The 22,516-nt window shown below is 72.9% G+C and carries 16 protein-coding genes; 2 read left to right on the forward strand and 14 right to left on the reverse strand.

Going from position 1 to position 22,516, the window contains the following annotated elements; all coding sequences use genetic code 11:
• Window positions 1-62 precede the first annotated feature (62 nt).
• From ispG to ACIQU6_RS10640, 7 genes are all read right to left on the reverse strand, one after another.
• On the reverse strand, window positions 63-1,220 hold the full coding sequence (gene ispG / locus ACIQU6_RS10610) for a flavodoxin-dependent (E)-4-hydroxy-3-methylbut-2-enyl-diphosphate synthase (protein WP_403481261.1): 1,158 nt from the start codon (window positions 1,218-1,220) through the stop codon (window positions 63-65).
• Window positions 1,221-1,413: 193 nt separating this feature from the next.
• Complete coding sequence (locus ACIQU6_RS10615) at window positions 1,414-2,715, reverse strand: M50 family metallopeptidase (protein ID WP_403481262.1); 1,302 nt, start codon at window positions 2,713-2,715, stop codon at window positions 1,414-1,416.
• A complete protein-coding gene (gene dxr, locus ACIQU6_RS10620; protein ID WP_403481263.1) occupies window positions 2,712-4,004 on the reverse strand; it encodes a 1-deoxy-D-xylulose-5-phosphate reductoisomerase in 1,293 nt (430 codons plus the stop codon). The genes ACIQU6_RS10615 and dxr overlap by 4 nt, the downstream gene beginning before the upstream one ends.
• A 99-nt stretch (window positions 4,005-4,103) precedes the next feature.
• On the reverse strand, window positions 4,104-6,023 hold the full coding sequence (locus ACIQU6_RS10625; RefSeq protein ID WP_403481264.1) for an acyl-CoA dehydrogenase family protein: 1,920 nt from the start codon (window positions 6,021-6,023) through the stop codon (window positions 4,104-4,106).
• Between the two features lie 477 nt (window positions 6,024-6,500).
• Window positions 6,501-7,958, reverse strand: coding sequence for an aldehyde dehydrogenase family protein (locus tag ACIQU6_RS10630; RefSeq protein ID WP_403481265.1), 1,458 nt, complete (start codon window positions 7,956-7,958; stop codon window positions 6,501-6,503).
• 241 nt (window positions 7,959-8,199) lie between these two features.
• Window positions 8,200-9,888 (reverse strand): PucR family transcriptional regulator, encoded by a 1,689-nt coding sequence (locus tag ACIQU6_RS10635; protein ID WP_403481266.1) that lies wholly within the window; start codon window positions 9,886-9,888, stop codon window positions 8,200-8,202.
• A 205-nt stretch (window positions 9,889-10,093) separates the two neighbouring features.
• A complete protein-coding gene (locus ACIQU6_RS10640) occupies window positions 10,094-12,241 on the reverse strand; it encodes an ATP-binding protein (protein WP_403481267.1) in 2,148 nt (715 codons plus the stop codon).
• 256 nt (window positions 12,242-12,497) lie between these two features.
• On the opposite strand from ACIQU6_RS10640, the gene gabT reads away from it, so the two are divergent.
• Both gabT and ACIQU6_RS10650 read left to right on the forward strand, forming a co-directional pair.
• Entirely contained in the window at window positions 12,498-13,847 is a 1,350-nt protein-coding gene (gene gabT / locus ACIQU6_RS10645; protein ID WP_403481268.1) for a 4-aminobutyrate--2-oxoglutarate transaminase, read from the forward strand.
• Between the two features lie 564 nt (window positions 13,848-14,411).
• Window positions 14,412-15,146 carry a phosphatase PAP2 family protein gene (locus ACIQU6_RS10650; protein WP_403481269.1) on the forward strand — a complete coding sequence of 245 codons (735 nt, stop codon included), beginning with the start codon at window positions 14,412-14,414 and terminating at the stop codon, window positions 15,144-15,146.
• Window positions 15,147-15,212: 66 nt separating this feature from the next.
• Here the strand turns inward: ACIQU6_RS10650 and ACIQU6_RS10655 are convergent, their stop codons facing one another.
• From ACIQU6_RS10655 to ACIQU6_RS10685, 7 genes are all read right to left on the reverse strand, one after another.
• The gene (locus tag ACIQU6_RS10655; RefSeq protein WP_403481270.1) at window positions 15,213-15,926 is read right to left on the reverse strand and encodes a DUF4232 domain-containing protein; all 714 of its coding nucleotides are present in this window, start codon (window positions 15,924-15,926) and stop codon (window positions 15,213-15,215) included.
• 136 nt (window positions 15,927-16,062) lie between these two features.
• Window positions 16,063-16,515 carry a hypothetical protein gene (locus tag ACIQU6_RS10660; protein WP_403481271.1) on the reverse strand — a complete coding sequence of 151 codons (453 nt, stop codon included), beginning with the start codon at window positions 16,513-16,515 and terminating at the stop codon, window positions 16,063-16,065.
• A gap of 204 nt (window positions 16,516-16,719) precedes the next feature.
• On the reverse strand, window positions 16,720-18,150 hold the full coding sequence (locus ACIQU6_RS10665) for an NAD(P)/FAD-dependent oxidoreductase (protein ID WP_403481272.1): 1,431 nt from the start codon (window positions 18,148-18,150) through the stop codon (window positions 16,720-16,722).
• 24 nt (window positions 18,151-18,174) lie between these two features.
• Window positions 18,175-19,062: an ABC transporter permease gene (locus tag ACIQU6_RS10670; protein ID WP_403481273.1), complete on the reverse strand. Its 888-nt coding sequence runs from the start codon at window positions 19,060-19,062 to the stop codon at window positions 18,175-18,177.
• Window positions 19,062-19,994, reverse strand: a complete 933-nt coding sequence (locus ACIQU6_RS10675; RefSeq protein ID WP_403481274.1) for an ABC transporter permease — start codon at window positions 19,992-19,994, stop codon at window positions 19,062-19,064. The genes ACIQU6_RS10670 and ACIQU6_RS10675 overlap by 1 nt, the downstream gene beginning before the upstream one ends.
• Window positions 19,991-21,154, reverse strand: a complete 1,164-nt coding sequence (locus ACIQU6_RS10680) for an ABC transporter ATP-binding protein (RefSeq protein ID WP_403481275.1) — start codon at window positions 21,152-21,154, stop codon at window positions 19,991-19,993. Before ACIQU6_RS10680 ends, ACIQU6_RS10675 begins: the two co-directional genes overlap by 4 nt.
• 77 nt (window positions 21,155-21,231) lie before the next feature.
• Entirely contained in the window at window positions 21,232-22,488 is a 1,257-nt protein-coding gene (locus ACIQU6_RS10685; RefSeq protein ID WP_403481276.1) for a spermidine/putrescine ABC transporter substrate-binding protein, read from the reverse strand.
• Window positions 22,489-22,516 lie beyond the last annotated feature (28 nt).

Consider the following 22,516-nt stretch of genomic DNA (forward strand, 5'->3'; position numbering starts at 1 on the left):
GTTGTGGCCCCGCAGGGGGCGTCGGCGTCCCCTACGGGATCTGTTCCCCCGTGCCCTAAGGGTCAGCCCGCGGCGGTGACGACCGGCTCCCCGGAGGCGATGCCGTCGGCCTCCATCTGCGCGGCGATCTTCATGGCCTCTTCGATGAGGGTCTCGACGATCTTCGACTCGGGGACGGTCTTGATGACCTCGCCCTTGACGAAGATCTGGCCCTTGCCGTTGCCGGAGGCGACGCCGAGGTCGGCCTCGCGGGCCTCACCGGGGCCGTTGACGACGCAGCCCATGACGGCGACGCGGAGCGGCACCTCCATGCCCTCCAGACCCGCGGTGACCTCGTCGGCGAGCTTGTAGACGTCGACCTGGGCGCGGCCGCAGGACGGGCAGGAGACGATCTCCAGGCGGCGGGGGCGGAGGTTGAGCGACTCCAGGATCTGGATGCCGACCTTGACCTCCTCCACCGGCGGGGCGGAGAGCGAGACCCGGATGGTGTCGCCGATGCCCTCGCTGAGCAGCGCGCCGAAGGCGACCGCGGACTTGATGGTGCCCTGGAAGGCCGGGCCCGCCTCGGTGACGCCGAGGTGGAGCGGGTAGTCGCTCTGGGCGGCGAGCTGGCGGTAGGCGTTGACCATCACGACCGGGTCGTTGTGCTTGACCGAGATCTTGATGTCGCGGAAGCCGTGCTCCTCGAAGAGGGACGCCTCCCACAGGGCGGACTCGACGAGCGCCTCGGGGGTGGCCTTGCCGTACTTCTGGAGCAGGCGCCGGTCGAGGGAGCCGGCGTTGACGCCGATCCGGATCGGGGTGCCGGCGTCGGAGGCCGCCTTGGCGATCTCCTTGACCTTGTCGTCGAACTGCTTGATGTTGCCCGGGTTGACTCGGACCGCGGCGCAGCCGGCGTCGATGGCGGCGAAGACGTACTTCGGCTGGAAGTGGATGTCGGCGATGACCGGGATCTGCGACTTCTTGGCGATCACGGACAGCGCGTCGGCGTCGTCCTGGGTGGGGCAGGCGACCCGGACGATCTGGCAGCCGGAGGCGGTCAGTTCGGCGATCTGCTGGAGCGTGGCGCCGATGTCGGAGGTCCGGGTCGTCGTCATCGACTGCACCGAGACCGGTGCGTCTCCGCCCACGGCGACCGAACCGACCTGGATCTTGCGGCTGACGCGGCGGTCGGCCAGCTTGGTCGGTACGTCCGGCATTCCCAGTGCGATGGCAGTCATCTGGCGAGCAACCCCAAGGTGATGGATCAAGGCCCGGATTCGGCGGGCTTCCGGTCATCGAGCCTACGGCACCCATATCGTCGGAGGCACATCGAACCCGTATGCCCCTCGAAAGGGGGCGGCCGGGCACGCCCATACGGTGGCGGCGTGCCCGGCCCGGGGGTTTGCGGCCCCTATGTGCCCGCTCTGCGGCCTATGTGAGCTTCACCGGGTTCACCACGTCGGCGACCAGCACCAGCAGGGTGAAGCAGACGAAGATGCCGGCGACGACGTAGGCGACCGGCATCAGCTTGGCGACGTCGAAGGGGCCGGGGTCGGGGCGCCGGACGACCTTGGCGAAGGCGCGGCGGAGCGACTCCCACAGGGCGCCGGCGATGTGACCGCCGTCCAGCGGCAGCAGCGGCAGCATGTTGAAGAGGAACAGCGAGAGGTTGAAGCCGGCGACCAGCAGGAGCATGGTCGCCACCCGCTGCTCCGGCGGGATGTGCAGCGAGAAGACCTCGCCGCCGACCCGGGCCGCGCCGACCACGCCCATCGGGGAGTCCTGCTTGCGCTCGGCGCCGTTGAAGGCGGCGTTCCACAGGTCGGGAACCTTGCCGGGGAGGCGGACCAGGGATTCCACGCCCTGGCCGACCATGCTGCCCATGCGGTCGACGGACTGCGAGAAGGTCTGCGGGACGATGCCGCTGGCCGGGGTGAAGCCGAGGAAGCCGGCGGTGACGAACTCGCCGGGGACGTAGCCGCCGTGGCCGTCGGTCTTGGCGACCCTGTTCTCGATGAGGTCGGCGCGCAGCGTCACCTTGGTGCCGTGCCGCTCGACGACCAGGGTCGCCGGGCCGGTGGTCCGGCGGATCTGGTCCTGGAGGGTGTCCCAGTCGGGGATGGCGTGGCCGTTGAACGTGAGGATCTTGTCGCCGGCGCGGAGGCCGGCCGCCTTGGCCGGGGAGTCCTTGGCGCCGGACGGGCACTTGTCGGTCTGCGCGGAGGCCGCGATGACGCAGTCGGAGACCGAGCCGACCTGGGTGGTCTGGGTGTTGATGCCGAAGCCCATCAGCACGCTCATGAAGATCACCACGGCCAGGACCAGGTTCATGAACGGCCCGGCGAACATCACGATGACGCGCTTCCAGGGCTTGCGGGTGTAGAACAGCCGGTGCTCGTCGCCGGGTTGGAGCTCCTCGAAGGCCGCCTCGCGGGCGTCCTCGATCATGCCGCGGAACGGGGAGGTGGACCGGGCCTGCAGCTTCCCGTCGTCGCCGGGCGGGAACATCCCGATCATGCGGATGTAGCCGCCCAGCGGGACCGCCTTGATGCCGTACTCGGTGTCGCCCTTCTTCCGGGAGAAGATCGTCGGCCCGAAGCCCACCATGTACTGCGGCACGCGGATGCCGAACATCTTGGCCGTGCTGAGGTGGCCGAGCTCGTGCCAGGCGATGGAGAACAGCAGGCCGACGACGAAGACGACTATGCCGAGGATGGTCATCCAGGTCGTCATGCGCGAGCCTCCGATGGGGTGCGTGCCGCCGCGGCGGCCAGTTCGCGGGCGCGGGCGCGCGCCCATTTCTCGGCCTGCAGGACGTCCGCAACGGTCAGGGAGGTTCCGCCGCCGTCCTGGGTCTGCTTCGTCACCACTCCGGATGCCAGCCCTTCGTCGACCACTGCCGCGACGGTATCCACAATCCCTGTGAACGGCAGCCCGCCGGTGAGGAACGCCTTGACGCACTCCTCGTTGGCGGCGTTGAAGACGGCGGGGGCGGTGCCGCCCAGTTCGCCGACCCGGCAGGCCAGCGGGACGGACGGGAAGGCTTCCGCGTCGAGCGGGAAGAACTCCCAGTTCTGCGCGGTCGTCCAGTCGATGCCGGGGGCGGCGTCGGCGACCCGCTCGGGCCAGCCGATGCCGAGCGCGATCGGCATCCGCATGTCGGGCGGGCTGGCCTGGGCGAGGGTGGAGCCGTCGGTGAACTCCACCATCGAGTGGACGTAGGACTGCGGGTGGACGACGACCTCGATGCGGTCGAAGGGGACGTCGAAGAGCAGGTGCGCCTCGATGACCTCCAAGCCCTTGTTGACCAGGGTCGCGGAGTTGATGGTGACGACCGGGCCCATGGACCAGGTGGGGTGGGCCAGGGCCTGCTCGGGGGTGACGCCGGCCAGTTCGCGGCGGGTGCGGCCGCGGAACGGGCCGCCGGAGGCGGTGACCACCAGTTTGCGGACCTCGGCGCGGGTGCCGCCGGTCAGGGACTGGAAGAGCGCGGAGTGCTCGGAGTCGACGGGGATGATCTGGCCGGGCTTGGCGACGGCCTTGACCAGGGGGCCGCCGACGATCAGCGATTCCTTGTTGGCGAGGGCCAGCACCCGGCCGGCCTTCAGGGCGGCGAGGGTGGGGGCGAGGCCGATGGAGCCGGTGATGCCGTTGAGGACGGTGTGGCAGTCGGAGGCGGCGAGTTCGGTGGCGGCGTCGGGGCCGGCCAGGATCTCCGGCAGCGGCTCGCCGGCGCCGTAGCGGGCGGCCAGGGCCTCGCGCAGGGCCGGCACCGTCTCCTCGCGCGAGACCGCGACGGTGCCGACCCGCAGCCGGTGCGCCTGCTCGGCGAGCAGCTCGACCCGGCCGCCGGCCGCGGCGAGCGCGGTGACCTCGAACCGGCCGGGGTTGCGCAACACGATGTCGATGGCCTGGGTGCCGATCGAACCGGTCGAGCCGAGGATCACGATCTCCCGCGGGCCTCCGGAGTCGCCGGCGGCCGGCTCGAAGCGCAGGTGCGGGTGGGCGAGGGTGTCCGTCATGTGGTCCATTGTGGCCGGTCGGCGCGGCACCCCGGCCACCGAGGGCGTCCACACCCCGTACGGGCGACGCGCGGGCCGCCCGTACGAGGCCGGTGCGCTCTACCGGAACGGGCGACGGGCGTTGTCCTTGGTGCTGCGGCCGGGGGTGGCGTCGGCGATCCAGGCGCCGTCGCCGCTGGGGTCGATGACGCCCTCTTCCAGCCAGGTGTAGCTGCCGTCGAGGACGCCGGAGACGACCTTGCGGTCCAGCTCGTCGGTGTTGGTCCACAGGCGGTGGAACAGTTCCTCGACGCGGATCCGGGCCTGGCGGCAGAAGGCGTCGGCGAGTTGGTGGGCCTCGCGGCCGTGGTCGCCGGTGATCCGCAGGTGCTCGGCCCGTACGCAGGCGGCGCTCATCGCGAAGAGTTCGGCGCCGATGTCGACGACCCGGCCGAGGAAGCCCTGCTTGGTCTCCATCTTCCCCTGCCAGCGGGACATCGCGTAGAAGGTGGACCGGGCCAGCTTGCGGGAGGTCCGCTCGACGTACCGCAGATGGCCGGCGAGTTCACCGAACTCCTGGTAGGTGCGCGGGAGTTGACCGGGTCCGGCGACCAGTTTGGGCAGCCAGCGGGCGTAGAAGCCGCCGGCCCTGGCGGCCGCCCTGCCCTTGTCGCCCAGGGACTTGTCGGGGTCGATGAGGTCGCCGGCGACGGAGAGGTGGGCGTCGACGGCCTCGCGGGCGATCAGCAGGTGCATGATCTCGGTGGAGCCCTCGAAGATCCGGTTGATGCGCATGTCGCGCAGCATCTGCTCGGCGGGGACGGCGCGTTCGCCGCGGGCGGCGAGCGACTCGGCGGTCTCGAAGCCGCGGCCGCCGCGGATCTGGACGAGTTCGTCGGCCATCCGCCAGCCCATCTCGGAGCCGTAGAGCTTGGCGAGGGCGGCCTCGATGCGGATGTCGTTGCGGTTCTCGTCGGCCATCTGGGAGGCGAGGTCGACGACCGCCTCCAGGGCGAAGGTGGTGGCCGCGATGAAGGAGATCTTGGCGCCGACCGCCTCGTGCTTGGCGATCGGGCGGCCCCACTGCTCGCGGGCGCCGGACCACTCGCGGGCGATCTTCAGGCACCACTTGCCGGTGCCGGCGCACATCGCGGGTAGCGAGAGCCGGCCGGTGTTGAGCGTGGTCAGGGCGATCTTCAGGCCGGCGCCCTCGGGGCCGATGCGGTTGCCGGCCGGGACCCGTACCTGGTGGAAGCGAGTGACGCCGTTCTCCAGGCCGCGCAGGCCCATGAAGGCGTTGCGGTTCTCGACGGTGACGCCGGTCGAGTCGGCCTCGACGACGAAGGCGGTGATGCCGCCCTTGTGGCCCTCGGAGGCGGGGACTCTGGCCATCACCACCAGCAGGTCGGCGACCACGCCGTTGGTGGTCCACAGCTTCACGCCGTCGAGGACGTACTCCTCGCCGTCGGGCACCGCGGTGGTGGCCAGGCGGGCCGGGTCGGAGCCCACGTCGGGCTCGGTGAGCAGGAAGGCCGAGATGTCCGTGCGGGCCAGCCGCGGCAGGAACGTCTCCTTCTGCTCCTGGGTGCCGAAGAGCTTCAGCGGCTGCGGTACGCCGATCGACTGATGCGCGGAGAGCAGCGCGCCGATCGCCGGGCTGGCCGAGCCGACCAGGGCGAGGGCGCGGTTGTAGTAGACCTGGGTGAGGCCGAGGCCGCCGTACTTCGGGTCGATCTTCATGCCCAGGGCGCCCAGTTCCTTCAGGCCGCGGACGGTCTCGTCCGGGATGCGGCCCTCGCGTTCGATCCGGGCGCCGTCGATCTGGGTCTCGCAGAACTCCCGCAGCGTGGCGAGGAACTTCTCGCCGCGTCGGACGTCGTCCACCGCGGGGGTGGGGTGCGGATGGATGAGGTCGAGCCGGAAGCGCCCCAGGAACAGTTCCTTGGCGAAGCTGGGCTTGCGCCAGTCCTGCTCGCGGGCCGCCTCGGCGACCCGGCGGGCTTCGCGCTCGGAAACGTTGCGGATGGACGGAGCGGTCATCAGGAGCTCACCTCGCCGCGGATCGGGAGTCTGCCGGCGGGCCGGTCGGCCGCCGGGCAGTGCTACTTGTGACAAGTACCCGATCCGCGCGGGTTGCACCAGCGGAGCGGAGCCCGGGAGCGGGGCGCCGCTGTGGCCGGAAACGACCGGTCGCGGGGTGTCGTTCCGGCCCTCGGGAGGGTGTCGCGTACCGCGCTGGTTGTACGCGCGCGGCGGCGCCACCCCCGACGGCAGGGCCCCGCATCCGCCTCGGTCAGGAGGGACCGGGGCGGAGCGGGGCCGTAGCGTCGGGAAGGTCCGGCCCGGCGAGGGGGAAGCGCCGCGTGGGAGGGGCCGGCGCTGGGGGGAGTGCGCCGGCCTCGACCTGGCGGGCGGTACGGCCCCAGGTACGGCCGTCGCTGTCCACCGGGCCAGGCCGGTCCGAGCGGCGGCGGGCCGGTGCGCCCGGCCCACCCGCTCCCGGGGTCGCCCCGGGACCTACAGGTCCAGTCCGGTGAGGACCAGGACCCGCTCGTAGGTGTAGTCGTCCATGGCGTAGCGGACGCCCTCGCGGCCGACGCCGGACTGCTTGACGCCGCCGTAGGGCATCTGGTCGGCGCGGTAGGACGGCACGTCGCCGACGATCACGCCGCCGACCTCCAGGGCCCGGTGGGCGCGGAAGGCGGTCTGCGCGTCGTGGGTGAACACGCCTGCCTGGAGGCCGAACTTGGAGTCGTTGACGGCTGCGAACGCCGCGTCGACGCCGTCGACCTTCTGGAGGGTGAGGACCGGGCCGAAGACCTCCTCGGTGGCGAGGGTCGCGCCGGCCGGCACGTCCTCCAGCACGGTCGGCGCGTAGGCGGCGCCGTCGCGCTTGCCGCCGGCGAGCAGCTTGGCGCCGCGCTCGACGGCGTCGTCGACCCAGGACTCCACGCGCTTGGCGGCGTCCTCACTGACCAGCGGGCCGACCTCGGTGGCGTCGTCGGACGGGTCGCCGGTGACCTGGGCCTCGACGGCCGCGACGATCTTGGGGACCAGCCGGTCGTAGACCGAGGCGTCGGCGATGACCCGCTGGACGGAGATGCAGGACTGGCCGCCCTGGTAGTTGGCGAAGGTGGCGATGCGCTGGGCCGCCCAGTCCAGGTCCTGCTCGGATGACCAGTCGGGCAGGACGACGGCCGCGCCGTTGCCGCCGAGCTCCAGGGTGCAGTGCTTGCGGGGCACCGAGTCGAGGATGGCGTAGCCGACCTTGTCGGAACCGGTGAAGGAGATGACCGGCAGCCGCTCGTCCTGGACGAGGGACTCCATGCGGTCGTTGGGGACCGGGAGGATCGACCAGGAGCCGGCGGGAAGGTCGGTGCCGGCCAGCAGCTCGCCGAGGATCAGGCCGGACAGCGGGGTGGCCGGGGCCGGCTTGAGGAGGATCGGGACGCCGGCGGCGATGGCCGGGGCGATCTTGTGGGCGCAGAGGTTCAGCGGGAAGTTGAACGGCGCGATGCCCAGGACGGTGCCGCGGGGGAAGCGGCGGGTGAGCGCGAGCCGGCCGGCGCCGCCGGCGTCGGTGTCCAGGCGCTGGGCCTCGCCGCCGTTGAAGCGGCGGGCCTCCTCGGCCGCGAAGCGGAACACCGAGATGGCCCGGCCGACCTCGCCGCGAGCCCACTTCATGGGCTTGCCGTTCTCCGCGGAGATCAGCCGGGCGATCTCCTCGGTGCGCTCCACCAGCCCGCGCACCACGTGGTCGAGGGCGGCGGCCCGCACGTGGGCGGGGGTCGCGGCGAGCTCGTCCTGGACCGCGACGGAGGCGGCGACGGCCTCCTCGACCTGGGCCTCGGTGGGGACGCTCACCGTGCCGACGAGACGGCCGTCCCAGGGAGAGGTGACGTCGAAGGTGGCCTCGCCGGTGGCCTGGCGGCCGGCGAGCCAGAAGGCGGTGGGGGCTGCAGCAGTGGTCGGCACAGTGGATCCCGGCCCTTCGTGGTGGTGGGTGGTGCGCGCGCAGCTCGGGGAGCGGCTTGGCGTAGGACTCTGCTGCCCACCGTAGGGGTGCGGGGGCCCGCTGACGCTTGTCCGAAGCGGCGTAATCCGTCGGGGCGCCTCTCCGCGGTGGAGTCCGGGGGGTGTTGACGGCGCGCCGGATCGGTGCCGGCCGCCTCGGGACGGGCGTGTCCCGGTACGCGGAGGGGCTCGCGTCCCTCCGCTACTCCCCCGGCTGTGCCGAGGTCGCCTTCAGGGCCAGCCACAGCTCCATACGGACGTCCGGGTCGTCCAGCGAGCGGCCCAGGATCTCCTCCACCCGCCGCATCCGGTAGCGCAGGGTGTGGCGGTGGACGCCCAGGTCGGCGGCGGCCGCGTCCCACTGGCCGTGCCGGGCCAACCAGGCGCGCAGGGACGCCACCAGGTCGCCGCGCCCGGTCGCGTCGTGCTCGCGCAGCGCCCGCAACAGCCCGTCGGCGAAGGCCCGTACGGCGTCGTCGGCGAGCAGTGGGAGCACCGAGCCGGCCGCCACGTCCTCGTGCTCGACCAGGGCGCGGCCGCGGCGGCGGGCGACGGAGAGGGCCTGTTCGGCCTGCCGGTAGGCGTGGGCGGCGGCCATCGGGCCGGTGGGCGCGGAGAGGCCGACGGCCAGTGACGCGGCCTGTGGTTCGCGGCCGGTGCCGGGGCGGGCGGACCGGCCGCGCGGGCGCGGCTGCGCGCCGAGCCGGGCCTCGGTCGCCGCGGCGAACGCGGTGCAGGCGTCCGCGGCCGCGCCGCCGTCGGCGACCAGCACGATCAGCCGGCCGCCGTCCGGCACGGCGAGCAGCGCCTCGCCGGTGCGGGCGGCGGCGGACTCCATGGCGTCGGCGAGCGCCTCCAGGACGGGCGTGGCGGCGGCGCCCGGGGGGCCGCCGCCAGGTGTGAACGGGGTGGCGGGCTTGGGGGCGGTCGGCTGGTCGTCGGCGGGCACCGGCTCGGCCACCAGCACCCGGAACGGGGCGTCCAGCAGCCCTCCGTAGAGCCGGCCGGAGACCGTCCGGGCGTGGTCCGGCTCACCGGCCAGCAGCATCTTCAACACCGCGGCGCCGAGCCGCTGTTCGGCGTCCTGGAGCGCCCGGGACCGCTCGGTGGTCAGGGTCAGCAGCGCGACGGCCGAGTGCACCGCGTACCGCTCGGCGGTGCCGAGCGGGGCGCCGGTCCCCACCGCGAGCACACCGCGCGAGCGCCGCCCGGTGCCCAGCGACTGCAGCTCCACCCGGTCGTCGCCCTCGGCGTCGCTGACCACGGCGCTGGCCGGCGCGGGCCGCTCCCGGAGGCGCGCCACGTCCTCGGCGAGCCGGGCCGCGCGCCGGGCGGCCCACTCGGGGGCGGCCGCCACCACCGCGCCGGACGCGTCGTAGAGCGCCGCCCAGCCGTGGAGGTGCGCGGCGAGCCGGCCCAGCAGCTCGGCCGGGCCCTCGGCGCCGAGGGCGGCCCGGGTCAGTTCGCGCTGGGCCTCGAAGCCGGCGGTCACCGCGCGGTACTGGTCGGCCGCGACGGCCGCCGAGACCGCCTTGCTGATCGCGATGAACGGCGTCCGGCGAGGCACCCCGAGCAGCGGCAGGTGGTGCCGGCGCGCCGCCTCGACCAACGCCTCCGGAGCCGCCTCGTAGTTGACTCCCACCGCGAACCCCAGTCCGACGACGCCGGCCCCGGCGACCCGCCGCACGTAGCGGTCGGCGGTCTCCGGATCCTCCGCGTCCAGCTTCAGCGCGGTGATCAACAGCAGCTCGCCGCCCTCCATGTAAGGCACCGGGTCGATCAGCTCACTGGCGTGCGCCCAGCGCACGGGGACGTCCAGCCGGTCCTCGCCCGCGAGCACGTCCAGCTTAAGCGCGGTGTGGTTGACCAGGGAGGCGAGGGTGTGCGGCATGGGACCTTCGAGGGCTCCGGCGGACGGCACGACCCCGACCGGCGGCCGGGTCCTCCGGCCGGCCTCCTGCCGACCTCCGCCGATCGTCCGCGCCGCCCGTATGAACGGCGGGCGTGTGCACCGCCCTGTATGAACGGCTGGTCTCGATTCTGCCTCAACGGAGGGTTTGCGGAACACTCCCCGATCGGGGGGCGCGCGCCCGCCGCTACGCCCGGAGGTCGACCAGGACGGGTGGGGCGTGCTCGCCGTCGACCGTGGTCACCGACAGCACCGCGTGGCCGGCCGGGAGCGCGTTCGCGAGGTCGGAGGCGGACCAGCGTTCGCGTTCGACGGTGCGGACGGTGATCGCCTTGGAGGTGGCGGCCTTGCCGGTGACCAACTGGCGGACGAGGTGGAACGCCTTCATCCCGGCGCCGTGCGCGATGATTTGACGGTCCGTCACATCACGGGTCTCCACCCACTCCTTGCCCCACACCTCGGCGAACGGCGCCCCGTCCCAGGGCGTGACGCCCGCGAACGCCATCCGGCAGCCGACCGAACCGAGCAGCGCGCTGCGCAGCCCCTCGGGGACGTCGTCCAGGGAGCGCAGGGTCAGCAGGGCCCCGGCGTTGGCCGAGCGCAGCCGCTGGAGGCCGCGCAGCGCCTCCGCGGTGACGGTGTGCGCGGCCTCGTCGAGCACCAGGCAGGCGAACAGCGAGCGGTCGGTGCGGGCCACCGCGCACTCGGTGAACTGGGCCAGGACCAGCCGGGCGAGGATCCGGGACGCCTCGGCGTGGCCGCGTTCGGGGAGCTCGATGCGGACCCGGAGGGGGTGGTCCAGGGAGCGCAGCGAGACCTGGCGGGTGGCTCCCGTGGGATCGAAGAAGGCGGCGAAGGCGGGGCGGTCGAGCAGCGCGATGCGGTCCGCGAGGAGCAGCGCGACGTCGCCGGGGCGCTCCGACTGGCGGGCGCGGGCGTCGAGTTCGCGCAGCAGGGTGACGTCGCCGGTCGCCTCCAGGGCGGTGCGCAGCGCGGCGACCGCCCGCGGCGTGCCGTCCAGCAACTCACGGAGCTCGGGCACGGTCGGGAAGCGGCCGTGGGCGGCGCGGAACGGGCCGAGCAGTTGGGCCAGGGCGGTCGCCGCGCGGCGGCTGTCGCCGCCGGGGAGCTGCTCGGCGAGGTCGCCGACGAGCGCCTCGGCGAGGATGCCGGCCGCCGCGTCGGGGTCGGTGGTGCCGCCGTAGAGGTCGAGGTCGCACGCCGGGTCGGGGCGGCCGATGCGGACCACCACGTCGAAGGCGTCGTCGGGGCCGAGCGCGGAGCCGGCCGGGCCGACGGCGACGACGGCGCACTGCCCGGCCAGCGCCTGGAGGCACATCGCCTCCACCACCGGGCGCACCAGCCGGGTGGTCTTGCCGCTGCCCGCCGGGCCGACGGCCAGCAGCGAGGTGCCCAACACCCGGGGCTCCAACGCGCAGCCGCTGCCGCGGTGTTGGTACGGATTGCGCGGGTGGTCGGCGGCGGTGCCGATCCGGACCTGGTGGGCGAGCAGGTCGTGCTGCGCGGTGCGGCGGGCCAGGTCGCGCTGGCCGGAGGGGTGGGCGCAGGCCGCGGCGCCGTGCCGTAGGACGGTGTCGACGAAGGAGGCCGGGGAGTTCCGCCCGGAGCGTACCGAGCGCCAGGCGCGCCCGATCCGGGCCACGTCCACGTCGTTCATCACGCCGGCGCGGGCCTCGGCGGCGAGCCGGTCGGCGGCGTCCGGGGCACCCTGCGCGCGGAGTTCGGGCCACTGCGCGGGGTCGGTGGCGGGCTCGGCCTTGGGGGCGGGGGTGTGGGCGCGGAGGCGGCGGACCAAGGGGCCGCCCACCCGACGGATCAACTCGGGCCAGCGACCGAGGCGACCGAAGACGAACGCGATCCCGAGGATCCACAGTCCGTAGTAGGCGTTGCTGACCACCAGGAACGCCGTGTGGTCCCCGGTCGTCTTCGCCGCGGCCCACGAGTCCGGCCGCAGGAGCTGGAGAGGCCAGTACCAGTACGGGCCGAGATAGCCGTTCCACAGCAACGACCACAACAGCCATCCGCACAGGAACGAGACGATCGCCCCGCTGATCAGTTGCCGAGCCGGCACCTGGTCGGGTTCCTTCTGCGGGCGCGGCCGATGCCCGTACGTCCACACGCCGGGCGGGGCCGACGGCCGGGCCGCGCGCAGCCAGTTCAGCAGCGGCTGCGGGCCGGCGCTCGGGGGCGGAAGGGTGGGCCGTGGCGGCGTCCGCGGCACGGCCGGTCGTGGTACCGCCGGGTCGGGGCGTCGTTCCCCGGACGGCGGGGGTGCGGCGGTGTGCTGTGCGTCCTGCGTGCCCTCGGTGTCCATCCGGTGCCCCTTGTCCCCCTTGAGACGTGGCCTGCCGCGGCGGTGTGCCGGCCTGCCGGTGTCGTGCCCGCGCGGGCGCGCCGTTCCCCGGCGTGCCGCCGCTCAATTTACTGGCCGCGGGCCGCGGCTATGTCCGGTGCGGACAACGCAACACGCGCACTTCTCCCGAACGGAACATGCCAGACCCGCGCCACCGCCCCTAACCTGCGAGAACAACACCCCATGAACGTCCGCGTTCCACCCCCAGGAGACTGCCATGACCGAACTGTCCGGAGGCCCCGCCCTCCCCCAGGAGCGTCGCGTCGTCACCGCGATCCCCGGCCCCAAGTCCCAGGAGCTGTGGGCCCGTAAGCAGAACACCGTGGCCGCCGGGGTCGGCGCCGTGCTGCCCGTCTTCGTCAAGCGCGCGGGCGGCGGGGTCCTGGAGGACGTGGACGGCAACTCCCTGATCGACTTCGGTTCCGGCATCGCGGTGACCTCGGTCGGCAACAGCGCGGAGGCCGTGGTCCGTCGGGCCACCGCGCAGCTCGCGGACTTCACCCACACCTGTGCGATGGTGACGCCGTACGAGCCGTACATCGAGGTCTGTGAGCTGCTGGCCGAGCTGACGCCGGGCGACCACGCGAAGAAGTCGGCGCTGTTCAACTCCGGTGCGGAGGCGGTCGAGAACGCCGTCAAGATCGCCCGCGCGTACACCAAGCGCCAGGCGGTCGTCGTCTTCGACCACGGCTACCACGGCCGCACGAACCTGACGATGGCGCTGACCGCGAAGAACATGCCGTACAAGCACGGCTTCGGCCCCTTCGCGCCCGAGGTCTACCGGGTGCCGCTGGCCTACCCCTACCGCTGGCTGACCGGCCCGGAGAACTGCGCGCAGGAGGCCGCCGACCAGGCCATCACGCAGATCACCAAGCAGATCGGCGCGGAGAACGTCGCGGCGATCATCATCGAGCCGGTGCTCGGCGAGGGCGGTTTCATCGAGCCGGCCAAGGGCTTCCTGCCCGCCATCGCGAACTTCGCGAAGGAGAACGGCATCGTCTTCGTGGCGGACGAGATCCAGTCCGGTTTCTGCCGTACGGGCCAGTGGTTCGCGTGCGAGGACGAGGGCGTGGTGCCCGACCTGATCACGACGGCGAAGGGCATCGCGGGCGGTCTGCCGCTGGCGGCGGTGACCGGCCGCGCCGAGATCATGGACGCCGCGCACTCCGGCGGCTTGGGCGGCACCTACGGCGGCAACCCGGTGGCCTGTGCCGCCGCGATCGGCTCCATCGAGACCATGCGCGAGCTCGACCTGAACGCCAGGGCCAAGCGCATCGAGGAGGTCATGAAGGGCCGCCTGACCGCGATCCAGGAGAAGTTCGACATCATCGGCGAGGTCCGCGGCCGCGGCGCGATGATCGCCATCGAGCTGGTCAAGTCCGGCTCGAAGGACCCGAACCCAGAGGCCACCTCGGCGCTCGCCAAGGCGTGCCACCAGGAGGGCCTGCTGGTGCTGACGACCGGCACGTTCGGCAACGTGCTGCGCTTCCTGCCGCCGCTGGTCATCGGCGAGGACCTGCTCAACGAGGGGCTGGACATCCTGGAGGGGGCGTTCGGCTCGCTCTGATCGGGGACTGACGTCCGGGTGCGGCCCGGGGCGCGGCGCGGCCGTGTCCCGGGCCGCACCCCGTGCGCCGAGGGGCCGTTCGCGGTGGTCCCGTCCATGCCCGCAACGGGGCGCATCCACGCCACCGCGGGGGCGCGTTCAGGGCGCACGGGGGCGCGTGAAGAAGATGTGCGAGGGCAATGGCGGGCGCGTGATGCGGCTTACGGGGCGCGCTTCCGGTGTCGTACGGTCTCTCCAGATGAGAGAAACATCCGCCCGCAAGGGACTGCGGGCGATGCCCGGTCGGCGCTCCCCGGCTTCGACCTGGCCGTGCCTCGCGCACACCACCGGGACCCCTGGCACGAAGGGCTCCGGGAATCCTCACCGATCGGATGTCCGCCCGCCCCAGACCCCCCGGGGCGCGCGGAACACCGGTCCATGCGGCCGCTCCTGAACTCCCCCCTGTTCCGGAGCGGCCGCACTTCTTTGGTTGGATTGGTCGGGTTGGGCGGGTCTATCGGGCAGGTGGGTGGCACCCGCGCGTGACACATGTGCGTGGTGCACGGGGTGTTGGGGGTGGTGGGTGTGTCGGGTGTGAAGCGGCGGTCCTGGGGGCGGGCGCTCGACCGGGTCTTCGGGCGGCGGTACGCGCTGGTCGCGCTGTGCAGCGCGCTGGTCTTCGGGTGGGCGGGCTGGCAGGTGGCGGCCCACGGGGCGGTGCGGGGGTTCGACGAGCGGTGGGGCCGCGACGTGGCGGCGAGCGCCGTTCCCGGGCCGCTCGCCCAGTTCTTCGCCGATCTCGGCAACACGGTCGTGGCGCTGCCGGTGTTGCTGGCGGCGGCGGGATGGGCCTGGTGGCGGACGCGGCGCGGGGCGGGCGCGGAGCCGGGCGGCGCGGGCCGCGGCGGCCGGGCGTGGGTGCCGCCGGTCGCCGCGCTGGGGGCGCTCGCCGCGGTGCCGGCGCTGGTCGTCCCCTTCAAGGTGTGGCTGGACCGGCCGGGGCAGCCGCGGATGGCCGCGGTGCACGAGGGCTTCTTCCCCTCGGGGCACGGGGCGACGGCGGCCGTCGCCTACGGGCTGGTGGCGCTGCTGCTGCTCCGGGCGTACGCGGTGCGGTGCGGGCGGCCGGGCAAGGCCGCGGCCCCCGTCGCGCGGGTGGTCGCGGCGGGGGCCGGGCTGCTCAATGCGGGCGTCGGGCTGGGGCTCGTGCGGCAGGGGTACCACTGGCCGCTGGATGTGCTCGGCGGCTGGTGCCTGGCGGGGGTGCTGTTGCCCCTGTGGTGCGCGGTGTGCGACCGGTGGGGCGGGCGGGACGTGTAGGCCGTCTCCCCCGCGGCCCCAAGTCCTGCCCGTGCCCCACGAGTTGCTAGCCGCCGTACCCGCCGCTCACGGCACGTTGATCGGGTTGACGAACGTGCCCGGGTGGGTGGCCCCGGACTGGTCCAGGATGGCGCCGCCGAAGGGCCACTGGAGCTGGAAGTGCTTCTTCTCGTTCGGCGGGGTGATCAGCACCTGACCCGGCTCGACCTTCTTGTCGTCGGCGCGGGTGGTGGGCAGCAGGCTGATGTTGAACGAGGTGTGCGCGTTCGGCTTCAGCACCTTGGGCTGCGGCGTCTTGCTCGAACGCGGCAGGTCCCAGGTGGTGCCGTCGGTGCCCTTGATCTGCACACCGGGGAAGCCGGAGATCCGGCAGGGGGCACCGCTGGTGTTCTTCAGCCACACCGCGGCGATCTGCTGCTGGTCGCTCTTCATGTCGGGCCTGCCGCCGCCGTCCGAGCCCCAGCCGGCCTCCATCCCGTCGGTGGTGCAGCGGGCGATCTTCGTGCCGGACCCGCCCTGCTGGCCGCCGTTGACGGCCGCCGCGCCGCCGGAGCCGTGCGAGGCGGCAGGGGCGGCGCCGTCGGCACCGCCGCTCGAACCGCCGGAGCCCTGCGAGCCGTTGTTCCCCTGCGAGCCGGAGTCCGCGGCGGAGACGGAGGCGGCCGGGGCGGCGGCCGCGCCACCGGTTCCGTTGCAGGCCGTGAGGCCGAACGCGGCGGCGGTGAGTAGGCCGGCGACGGCGGCGGTGCGGCCGTGGCGGAGCGTGGTGCGGTGCGACATGGTGTCCCCCTCGAAGGTCGGCTGCGCGGTGCGGTGGTGCGTTCGCGGTCACCACTCTGCACGCGGGCCCTGTTGATCGACTAACAACTCACTAACACTCGTACGGGCCCGGACCAGTTGGCCCGGGCCCGTGCGCTCACTCCCCCCGGTCGCGGGCCGCCACCGCCGCGTGCAGCGCCAGTTCCAGCGCGACGGGATCGGTGAGCGTGCCGGTGCCGTCCGGCGGGACCAGCCAGCGCACCCCGCCGGTGGCCCGCCCGGGATAGGGCACCACGATCCAGGTGCCGCGGCCGGCGCCGCGGATCCCGGTGCCCAGCCAGTGGGCGGCCGTCCCCGCCGGGACGAAGAAGCCCGTGCGGGCGTCCCGGAAGTCGGAGAGCACCGGGCCGGGGCGGCCCCGGCCCCGGGCCAGCACGTCCACCGCCGGGCGGCCCAGCCGGCCCTCGACGATCAGGACGTCCCAGCACCGGCCGGCCTCCAACAGCGCCACCCCGAGCGGGTTGCGCTCCCATCCGCGGCGGCAGGCGTCGGGGTCCGGTGCGGCCGACACCAGCCAGTCCACTGCGTCGTTCGCCCCCGTTGCGGTCATCTTCCCCTCCCCTTTCCCGGCCCGGACGGGCCGTGTCACCCAGGGGAGAAGGGGGCGCCCGGTGATCCTTACGCGGGTCCGCGGGGAAATTTCCGCGGACGCGGGGCGGACGCGGTCCGCACGGACACCGGGCGGGCGCGGCCGCAACGGCCGCGGGGCGGACGGCCGTTGCGGGCCGCCCGCCCCGACGGGCGCTGCGCTGGCTCAGCTGTCGAAGCCCAGCCCCACCGCGTCCATGGCCTTCAGCCACAGGTTGCGCCGGCCGCCGTTCTCGTCGGCGCGGGTCATCGACCACTGGGTGACGCCGATGCCCAACGAGCGCACCGGCTCGGGCGGGAACGGCAGCGGCTTGGTCCGCACCATCTCCAGCTCGGTCCGCTCGGTGCGCTCCCCCGCCAGCAGGTCGAGCATCACCTCCGCGCCGAAGCGGGTGGCGCCGACGCCGAGGCCGGTGAAGCCGAGCGCATAGGCGGCCCGGCCGCCGTGGGCGGTGCCGAAGAACGCGGAGAAGCGGGAGCAGGTGTCGATGGCGCCGCCCCAGGTGTGGGTGAAGCGGAGCCCCTCCAACTGCGGGAAGCAGGTGAAGAAGTGCTGCGCCAACTTGCGGAAGGTGGCCGGGTGTTGGTCGTACTCGGCCCGTACGCCGCCGCCGTAGCGGTAGACGATGTCGTAGCCGCCCCACAGGATGCGGTTGTCGGCGGTGATGCGGAAGTAGTGGAAGTGGTTGGCGCTGTCGCTGAGGCCGGGGCGGTTCCGCCAGCCGATGGCGGCGAGCTGCTGCTCGCTGAGCGGCTCGGTCATCAGGGCGTAGTCGTAGACCGGCACGACGTACGGGCGGATCCGCTTGACCGGCGACGGGAAGGCGTTGGTGGCCAGCGCCACCTGGCGGGCGAAGACCCGGCCGTAGGGGGTGCGCAGGGCGATCCCCGGGCCGCGCGAGGACAGTTGGGTGCCGGGGGTGTGCTCGTACACGCGCACGCCGGCGGCGAGGCAGGCCCGCTTCAGGCCCCAGGCCAGCTTGGCCGGGTGCACCATGGCGACGCCGGTGCGGTCCCACAGGCCGGCGAGGAAGGTGGGCGAGTCGACCTCGGCGCGCACCGCGTCGCGGTCGAGGAACTCCTGTCCGGTCAGGCCCAGTTGCTCGGCCTGCTCGGCCATCTCGCGGAGCTCGTCGACCTGGTACGGGGCGGTGGCGACGTCGATCTCGCCGGTGCGCTCGAAGTCGCAGTCGATCCCGTGGCGGGCGACCGCGTCCTCGATGGCGTCGAGGTTACGGGCGCCGAGCTCCTCCAGTTCGGCCAGTTCGCCGGGCCAACGGGCCAGCCCGTTGCCGAGGCCGTGGGTGAGGGAGGCGGCGCAGAAGCCGCCGTTGCGGCCGGAGGCGGCCCAGCCGACCTCCTGGCCCTCGACGAGGACGACGTCGCGCTGTGGATCGCGCTCCTTGGCGATCAGCGCGGTCCACAGTCCGGAGTACCCCCCGCCGACGACCAGCAGGTCGCACCTCTCGTCGCCGACGAGGGCGGGCTCGGCGGCCGGCCGGGCCGGGTCCGCCAGCCAGAACGGCGTGGGGGCGGCGTCGGCCAGGGCATGGACGGGGGAGATCCCCGATGACTTCGACATGGCAGCTCGTGCCATGGTTCTCAGCTCCTCTGGCTGCGTCTAGCTGCGTTTGCTGTGCTTGCTGCGCCGGCGATGGGTTCCGACCAACTGGCCGACGAGCACGCACACGACGGCGACCAGGAACATCGCCGTACCGATGACATTGATTTGAACGGGTGTGCCCCGCTGTGCGGATCCCCAGACGAACATGGGAAAGGTCACGGTGGAGCCGGCGTTGAAGTTGGTGATGATGAAGTCGTCGAAGGAGAGCGCGAAGGAGAGCAGGGCGCCGGCGGCGATGCCGGGCGCGGCGATCGGCAGCGTGACCCGCAGGAAGGTCTGCACCGGAGTGGCGTAGAGGTCCTGGGCGGCCTGTTCCAGCCGCGGGTCCATGCTCATCACGCGCGCCTTGACGGCGGTGACGACGAAGCTCAGGCAGAACATGATGTGCGCGATGAGGATCGTCCAGAAGCCAAACTGGATGCCCATGTTGAGGAAGAGGGTGGCCAACGAGGCGGCCATCACGACCTCGGGCATCGCCATCGGCAGGAAGATCAGGGTGTTGACGCCGGCCCGGGCGCGGAAGCGGTAGCGGGCCAGCGCGAACGCGATCATGGTGCCGAGGACCGTCGCGCCGACCGTGGCCCAGACGGCTATCTGCAGGCTCAGCGCGAGCGAACCGCACATGTCGGCGACGCCGCACGGGTCGGTCCAGGCGTCGGTGGAGAACCGCGTCCACTGGTAGTTGAAGCGGCCGTTGGGCTTGTTGAAGGAGAAGACCATCACCACGACGTTGGGCAGGACCAGGTAGGCCAGCGTGGCCAGTCCCGCCAGGGTGACGAGGTGGCGGCGCAGCCAGCGCAGGCCCGGGACGGAGCCGCGCCGGGGCGCTCGCAGGGCGGGCGGGGCGGTGGCCGCGCCCTGTGGGGTGGTGTCGGTGGCCGCCATCAGACCAGGTCCTCCGTCCCGGACTTGCGGATGTAGAGCGTGACCATGGCGAGGATGGCCGCCATGAGGATGAAGGAGAGCGCGGCGGCGGTCGGGTAGTCCAGGACCCGCAGGAACTGCGACTGGATGACGTTGCCGATCATCTTCTGGTCGGTGGAGCCCAGCAGTTCGGCGTTGATGTAGTCGCCGGCGGCCGGGATGAAGGTCAGCAGGGTGCCGGCGACCACGCCGGGCATGGACAGCGGGAAGGTGACCCGGCGGAAGGTGGTGGCCGGGCGGGCGTAGAGGTCGCCGGCGGCCTCGTGCAGCCGCGGGTCGATGCGCTCCAGCGAGGTGTACAGGGGTAGCACCATGAACGGCAGGAAGTTGTAGGTCAGTCCGCAGACCACGGCCAGGGGGGTGGCCAGCACCCGGTGTCCGTCGGTGAGGCCCAGGGCGTTGGTGACGTCCAGGATGTGCAGCGCGTTGAGGGCGCCGACCACCGGGCCGCCGTCGGCCAGGATCGTCTTCCAGGCCAGCGTCCGGATCAGGAAGCTGGTGAAGAACGGGGCGATGACCAGGATCATCACCACGTTCCGCCAGCGACCGGCCTTGAAGGCGATCAGATACGCCAGCGGATAGCCCAGCAGCAGGCAGAGTACGGTGGCGACCGCCGCGTAGCCGACCGAGCGCAGGAACTGCGGCCAGTACTCGGCCAGCGCGTCCCAGTAGGTGACGAAGTGCCAGGTGAGCTTGAAGCCCTCTTCGAGGGAGCCGGTCTGGAGCGAGGTGGACGCCTGGTATACCAACGGTGCGGCGAAGAAGACGACCAGCCAGAGGATGCCGGGCAGCAGCAGCCAGTAGGGGATCAGCCGCTTGCGGGTCGAGGGCTTCCGGAGCGGCGGCGCCCCGTCCTCGGCCCGCTCCTCCGGTGGGGCGGCGGTGGCGGTCATGCGGCCTCCTCGTCGAGGTCCGCGCCGGCGGCAATATCCTGATCCGCGTCGAGCCCGAAGGTGTGGTCCGGGTTCCAGTGCAGGACGACGTCGGCGCCGGGGACCAGGCGGCCGTCCCGCCCGATGTTCTGCTCGTAGACGGCGAGTTCGCCAATTCCGGGGACGTCGACGACGTACTGGGTGGAGACGCCGATGAAGCTGGCGTCCCGGACCCGGCCGGTGAGCCGGTTGTGGCCGTCGGGGACCGCGTCGGCGTCGTCGGCGTGCGCCAGCGCGACCTTCTCGGGGCGGATGCCGGCCAGCACCCGCTCGCCGGTGCGGGCCGTGGTGCTACATCGGCCGGCGGGCAGCCGGAGGGTGGCGGCGCCGGCCGTGAGGCGGAGCTCCGCGCCGCCCGCCTCGGCGACCTCGGCCGCGATGAGGTTGGAGGTGCCCAGGAAGTTGGCGACGAAGGTGGTGCCGGGGTTCTCGTACAACTCGGCGGGGGCGCCGAGCTGTTCGACCCGGCCGCCGTTCATCACGGCCACGGTGTCGGCCATCGTCATGGCCTCCTCCTGGTCGTGGGTGACGTGGACGAAGGTGATGCCGACCTCGGTCTGGATGCGCTTGAGTTCGAGCTGCATCTGGCGGCGGAGCTTGAGGTCGAGGGCACCCAACGGCTCGTCCAGCAGCAGCACTTGGGGGTGGTTTATCAGGGCGCGGGCGACCGCGACCCGCTGCTGCTGGCCGCCGGAGAGCTGCTGCGGCCTGCGGCGCGCCATCGGCCCGAGCTGGACCAGGTCGAGCATCTCCTCGACCTGCTTCTTCACCGACTTGATGCCGCGCCGGCGCAGCCCGAAGGCGACGTTCTCGTAGATGTCCAGGTGTGGGAAGAGCGCGTAGTTCTGGAAGACGGTGTTGACCTGGCGCTTGTAGGGCGGCAGTGCGGTGACGTCCGCGCCGGAGAGCTCGACGGTCCCGGTGGTGGGCTCCTCCAGGCCCGCGATCATGCGCAGGGTGGTGGTCTTGCCGCAGCCGGAGGCGCCCAGCAGCGCGAAGAACGACCCGGCGGGGATGGTGAGATCGAGCGGGTGGACGGCGGTGAAGGAGCCGTAGGTCCTGCTGATCCGGTGCAGGCGGACGTCGCCGCCGCTGCTCTGGGGGGTCGCGGTACTGGTCATGTGGTCGTCCCGTGGGTCGGAAAGGGGGAGAACGGGGCGGGCGGCCCGGTGCGTGGGCCGGGCGCCGGAGGACCGGCTCAGGCGCCGGTGAGATCGGAGAACTTCTGGTTGAACACCCGGTTCTCCTGGGGGTTCAGGGCCCGGAAGGAGTGGGACCTGGCGGTCATCTCGGCGTCCGGCAGGATCAGCGGGTTGGCCGCCGCCTGCGGGTCGATCCTGGCGAGTTCCGCGCGCACCCCGTCGACGGGGCAGGCGTAGTTGATGTACGCGGCGAGCCGGGCCGCCACCTTCGGCTCGTAGAAGTAGTCGATGAGCCGTTCGGCGTTGCCCTTGTGGCGGGCCTTGCTGGGCACCATCAGGTTGTCGGTCGACGTCATGTAGCCGGCCCGGGGGACGGTGTACCGGATGCGAGGGTTGTCGCTCTGGAGCTGGACGACGTCGCCGGCCCAGGCGACGCACGCGGCGAGGTCGCCCTTGTCCAGGTCGGTGGTGTAGTCGTTGCCGGTGAAGCGGCGGATCTGCCCGGTGTCGACGCCCTTCTGGAGCCGGGCGAGGGCGGCGTCGAAGTCGTCGGCGGTGACGTCCTCGGGGCGCTTGCCCATGTCGAGCAGGGTGAGCCCGACGGTGTCGCGCATCTCGGAGAGGAAGCCGACCCGCCCCTTGAGCCGCGGGTCGTCCAGGAGTTGGCCGATCGAGGTGACGGTGCGGCCGCCGGTGGCCTCGATGTTGTAGGCGATGATCGCGGGGATGCCCTGCCAGACGTAGGAGTGCCGGCGGCCCGGGTCCCAGGTGGGGTTGCGGAACTGCGCGGCCAGGTTGGCGCTGGCGTGCGGCAGTTGGTCCCGGTCGAGCGGCTGGATCCAGCCCAGGGAGATCATCCGGGCGCACATCCAGTCGGTGAGCACGATCAGATCGCGGCCGGTGTCCTGCCCGTTGGCCAACTGCGCCTGGATCTTGCCGAAGAACTCGTCGTTGTCGTTGATGTCCTCGGTGTACGTCACGGCGATGCCGGTGCGCCGCTGGAAGGCGTCCAGCGTGGGGTGGCGCCGGCCGTCGTCGCTGACGTCCATGTACTGCGTCCAGTTGGAGAAGTGCAGGCGCCGCTCCGCCGCGGAGTGGTCCACGGTCAGCGCGGCGTCGGTGCGGCCGGCGGGGGCGATCCCGCAGGCCGACAGGGCGGCGGTGCCGCCGACCGCGGCCGCCAGGGCGCCGCCGGCGCGCAGCAGCGAGCGGCGGGTCATGGCGAGCCGGCCGGTCGTCAGGCTGCGGCGCAGGGCGGCGAGTTCGGCCGTGGACCCGGGCGCCGGGGGCGCGGGCTGCTCGTGGTGCTCCATGCGCTGGCCTTTCAGGGTGTGCCCGGCG

It is taken from the genome of Streptomyces sp. NPDC090442 (genome assembly GCF_044769405.1).
Lineage (GTDB): Bacteria > Actinomycetota > Actinomycetes > Streptomycetales > Streptomycetaceae > Streptomyces.

Excerpts from the sequence above, each read along its gene's own strand:
- ispG (WP_403481261.1), bottom strand. The coding sequence starts at position 1,220 with ATGACTGCCATCGCACTGGGAATGCCGGACGTACCGACCAAGCTGGCC.
- ACIQU6_RS10615 (WP_403481262.1), bottom strand. The coding sequence starts at position 2,715 with ATGACGACCTGGATGACCATCCTCGGCATAGTCGTCTTCGTCGTCGGC.
- dxr (WP_403481263.1), bottom strand. The coding sequence starts at position 4,004 with ATGACGGACACCCTCGCCCACCCGCACCTGCGCTTCGAGCCGGCCGCC.
- ACIQU6_RS10625 (WP_403481264.1), bottom strand. The coding sequence starts at position 6,023 with ATGACCGCTCCGTCCATCCGCAACGTTTCCGAGCGCGAAGCCCGCCGG.
- ACIQU6_RS10635 (WP_403481266.1), bottom strand. The coding sequence starts at position 9,888 with ATGCCGCACACCCTCGCCTCCCTGGTCAACCACACCGCGCTTAAGCTG.
- ACIQU6_RS10640 (WP_403481267.1), bottom strand. The coding sequence starts at position 12,241 with ATGGACACCGAGGGCACGCAGGACGCACAGCACACCGCCGCACCCCCG.
- gabT (WP_403481268.1), top strand. The coding sequence starts at position 12,498 with ATGACCGAACTGTCCGGAGGCCCCGCCCTCCCCCAGGAGCGTCGCGTC.
- ACIQU6_RS10655 (WP_403481270.1), bottom strand. The coding sequence starts at position 15,926 with ATGTCGCACCGCACCACGCTCCGCCACGGCCGCACCGCCGCCGTCGCC.
- ACIQU6_RS10660 (WP_403481271.1), bottom strand. The coding sequence starts at position 16,515 with ATGACCGCAACGGGGGCGAACGACGCAGTGGACTGGCTGGTGTCGGCC.
- ACIQU6_RS10665 (WP_403481272.1), bottom strand. The coding sequence starts at position 18,150 with ATGGCACGAGCTGCCATGTCGAAGTCATCGGGGATCTCCCCCGTCCAT.
- ACIQU6_RS10670 (WP_403481273.1), bottom strand. The coding sequence starts at position 19,062 with ATGGCGGCCACCGACACCACCCCACAGGGCGCGGCCACCGCCCCGCCC.
- ACIQU6_RS10675 (WP_403481274.1), bottom strand. The coding sequence starts at position 19,994 with ATGACCGCCACCGCCGCCCCACCGGAGGAGCGGGCCGAGGACGGGGCG.
- ACIQU6_RS10680 (WP_403481275.1), bottom strand. The coding sequence starts at position 21,154 with ATGACCAGTACCGCGACCCCCCAGAGCAGCGGCGGCGACGTCCGCCTG.
- ACIQU6_RS10685 (WP_403481276.1), bottom strand. The coding sequence starts at position 22,488 with ATGGAGCACCACGAGCAGCCCGCGCCCCCGGCGCCCGGGTCCACGGCC.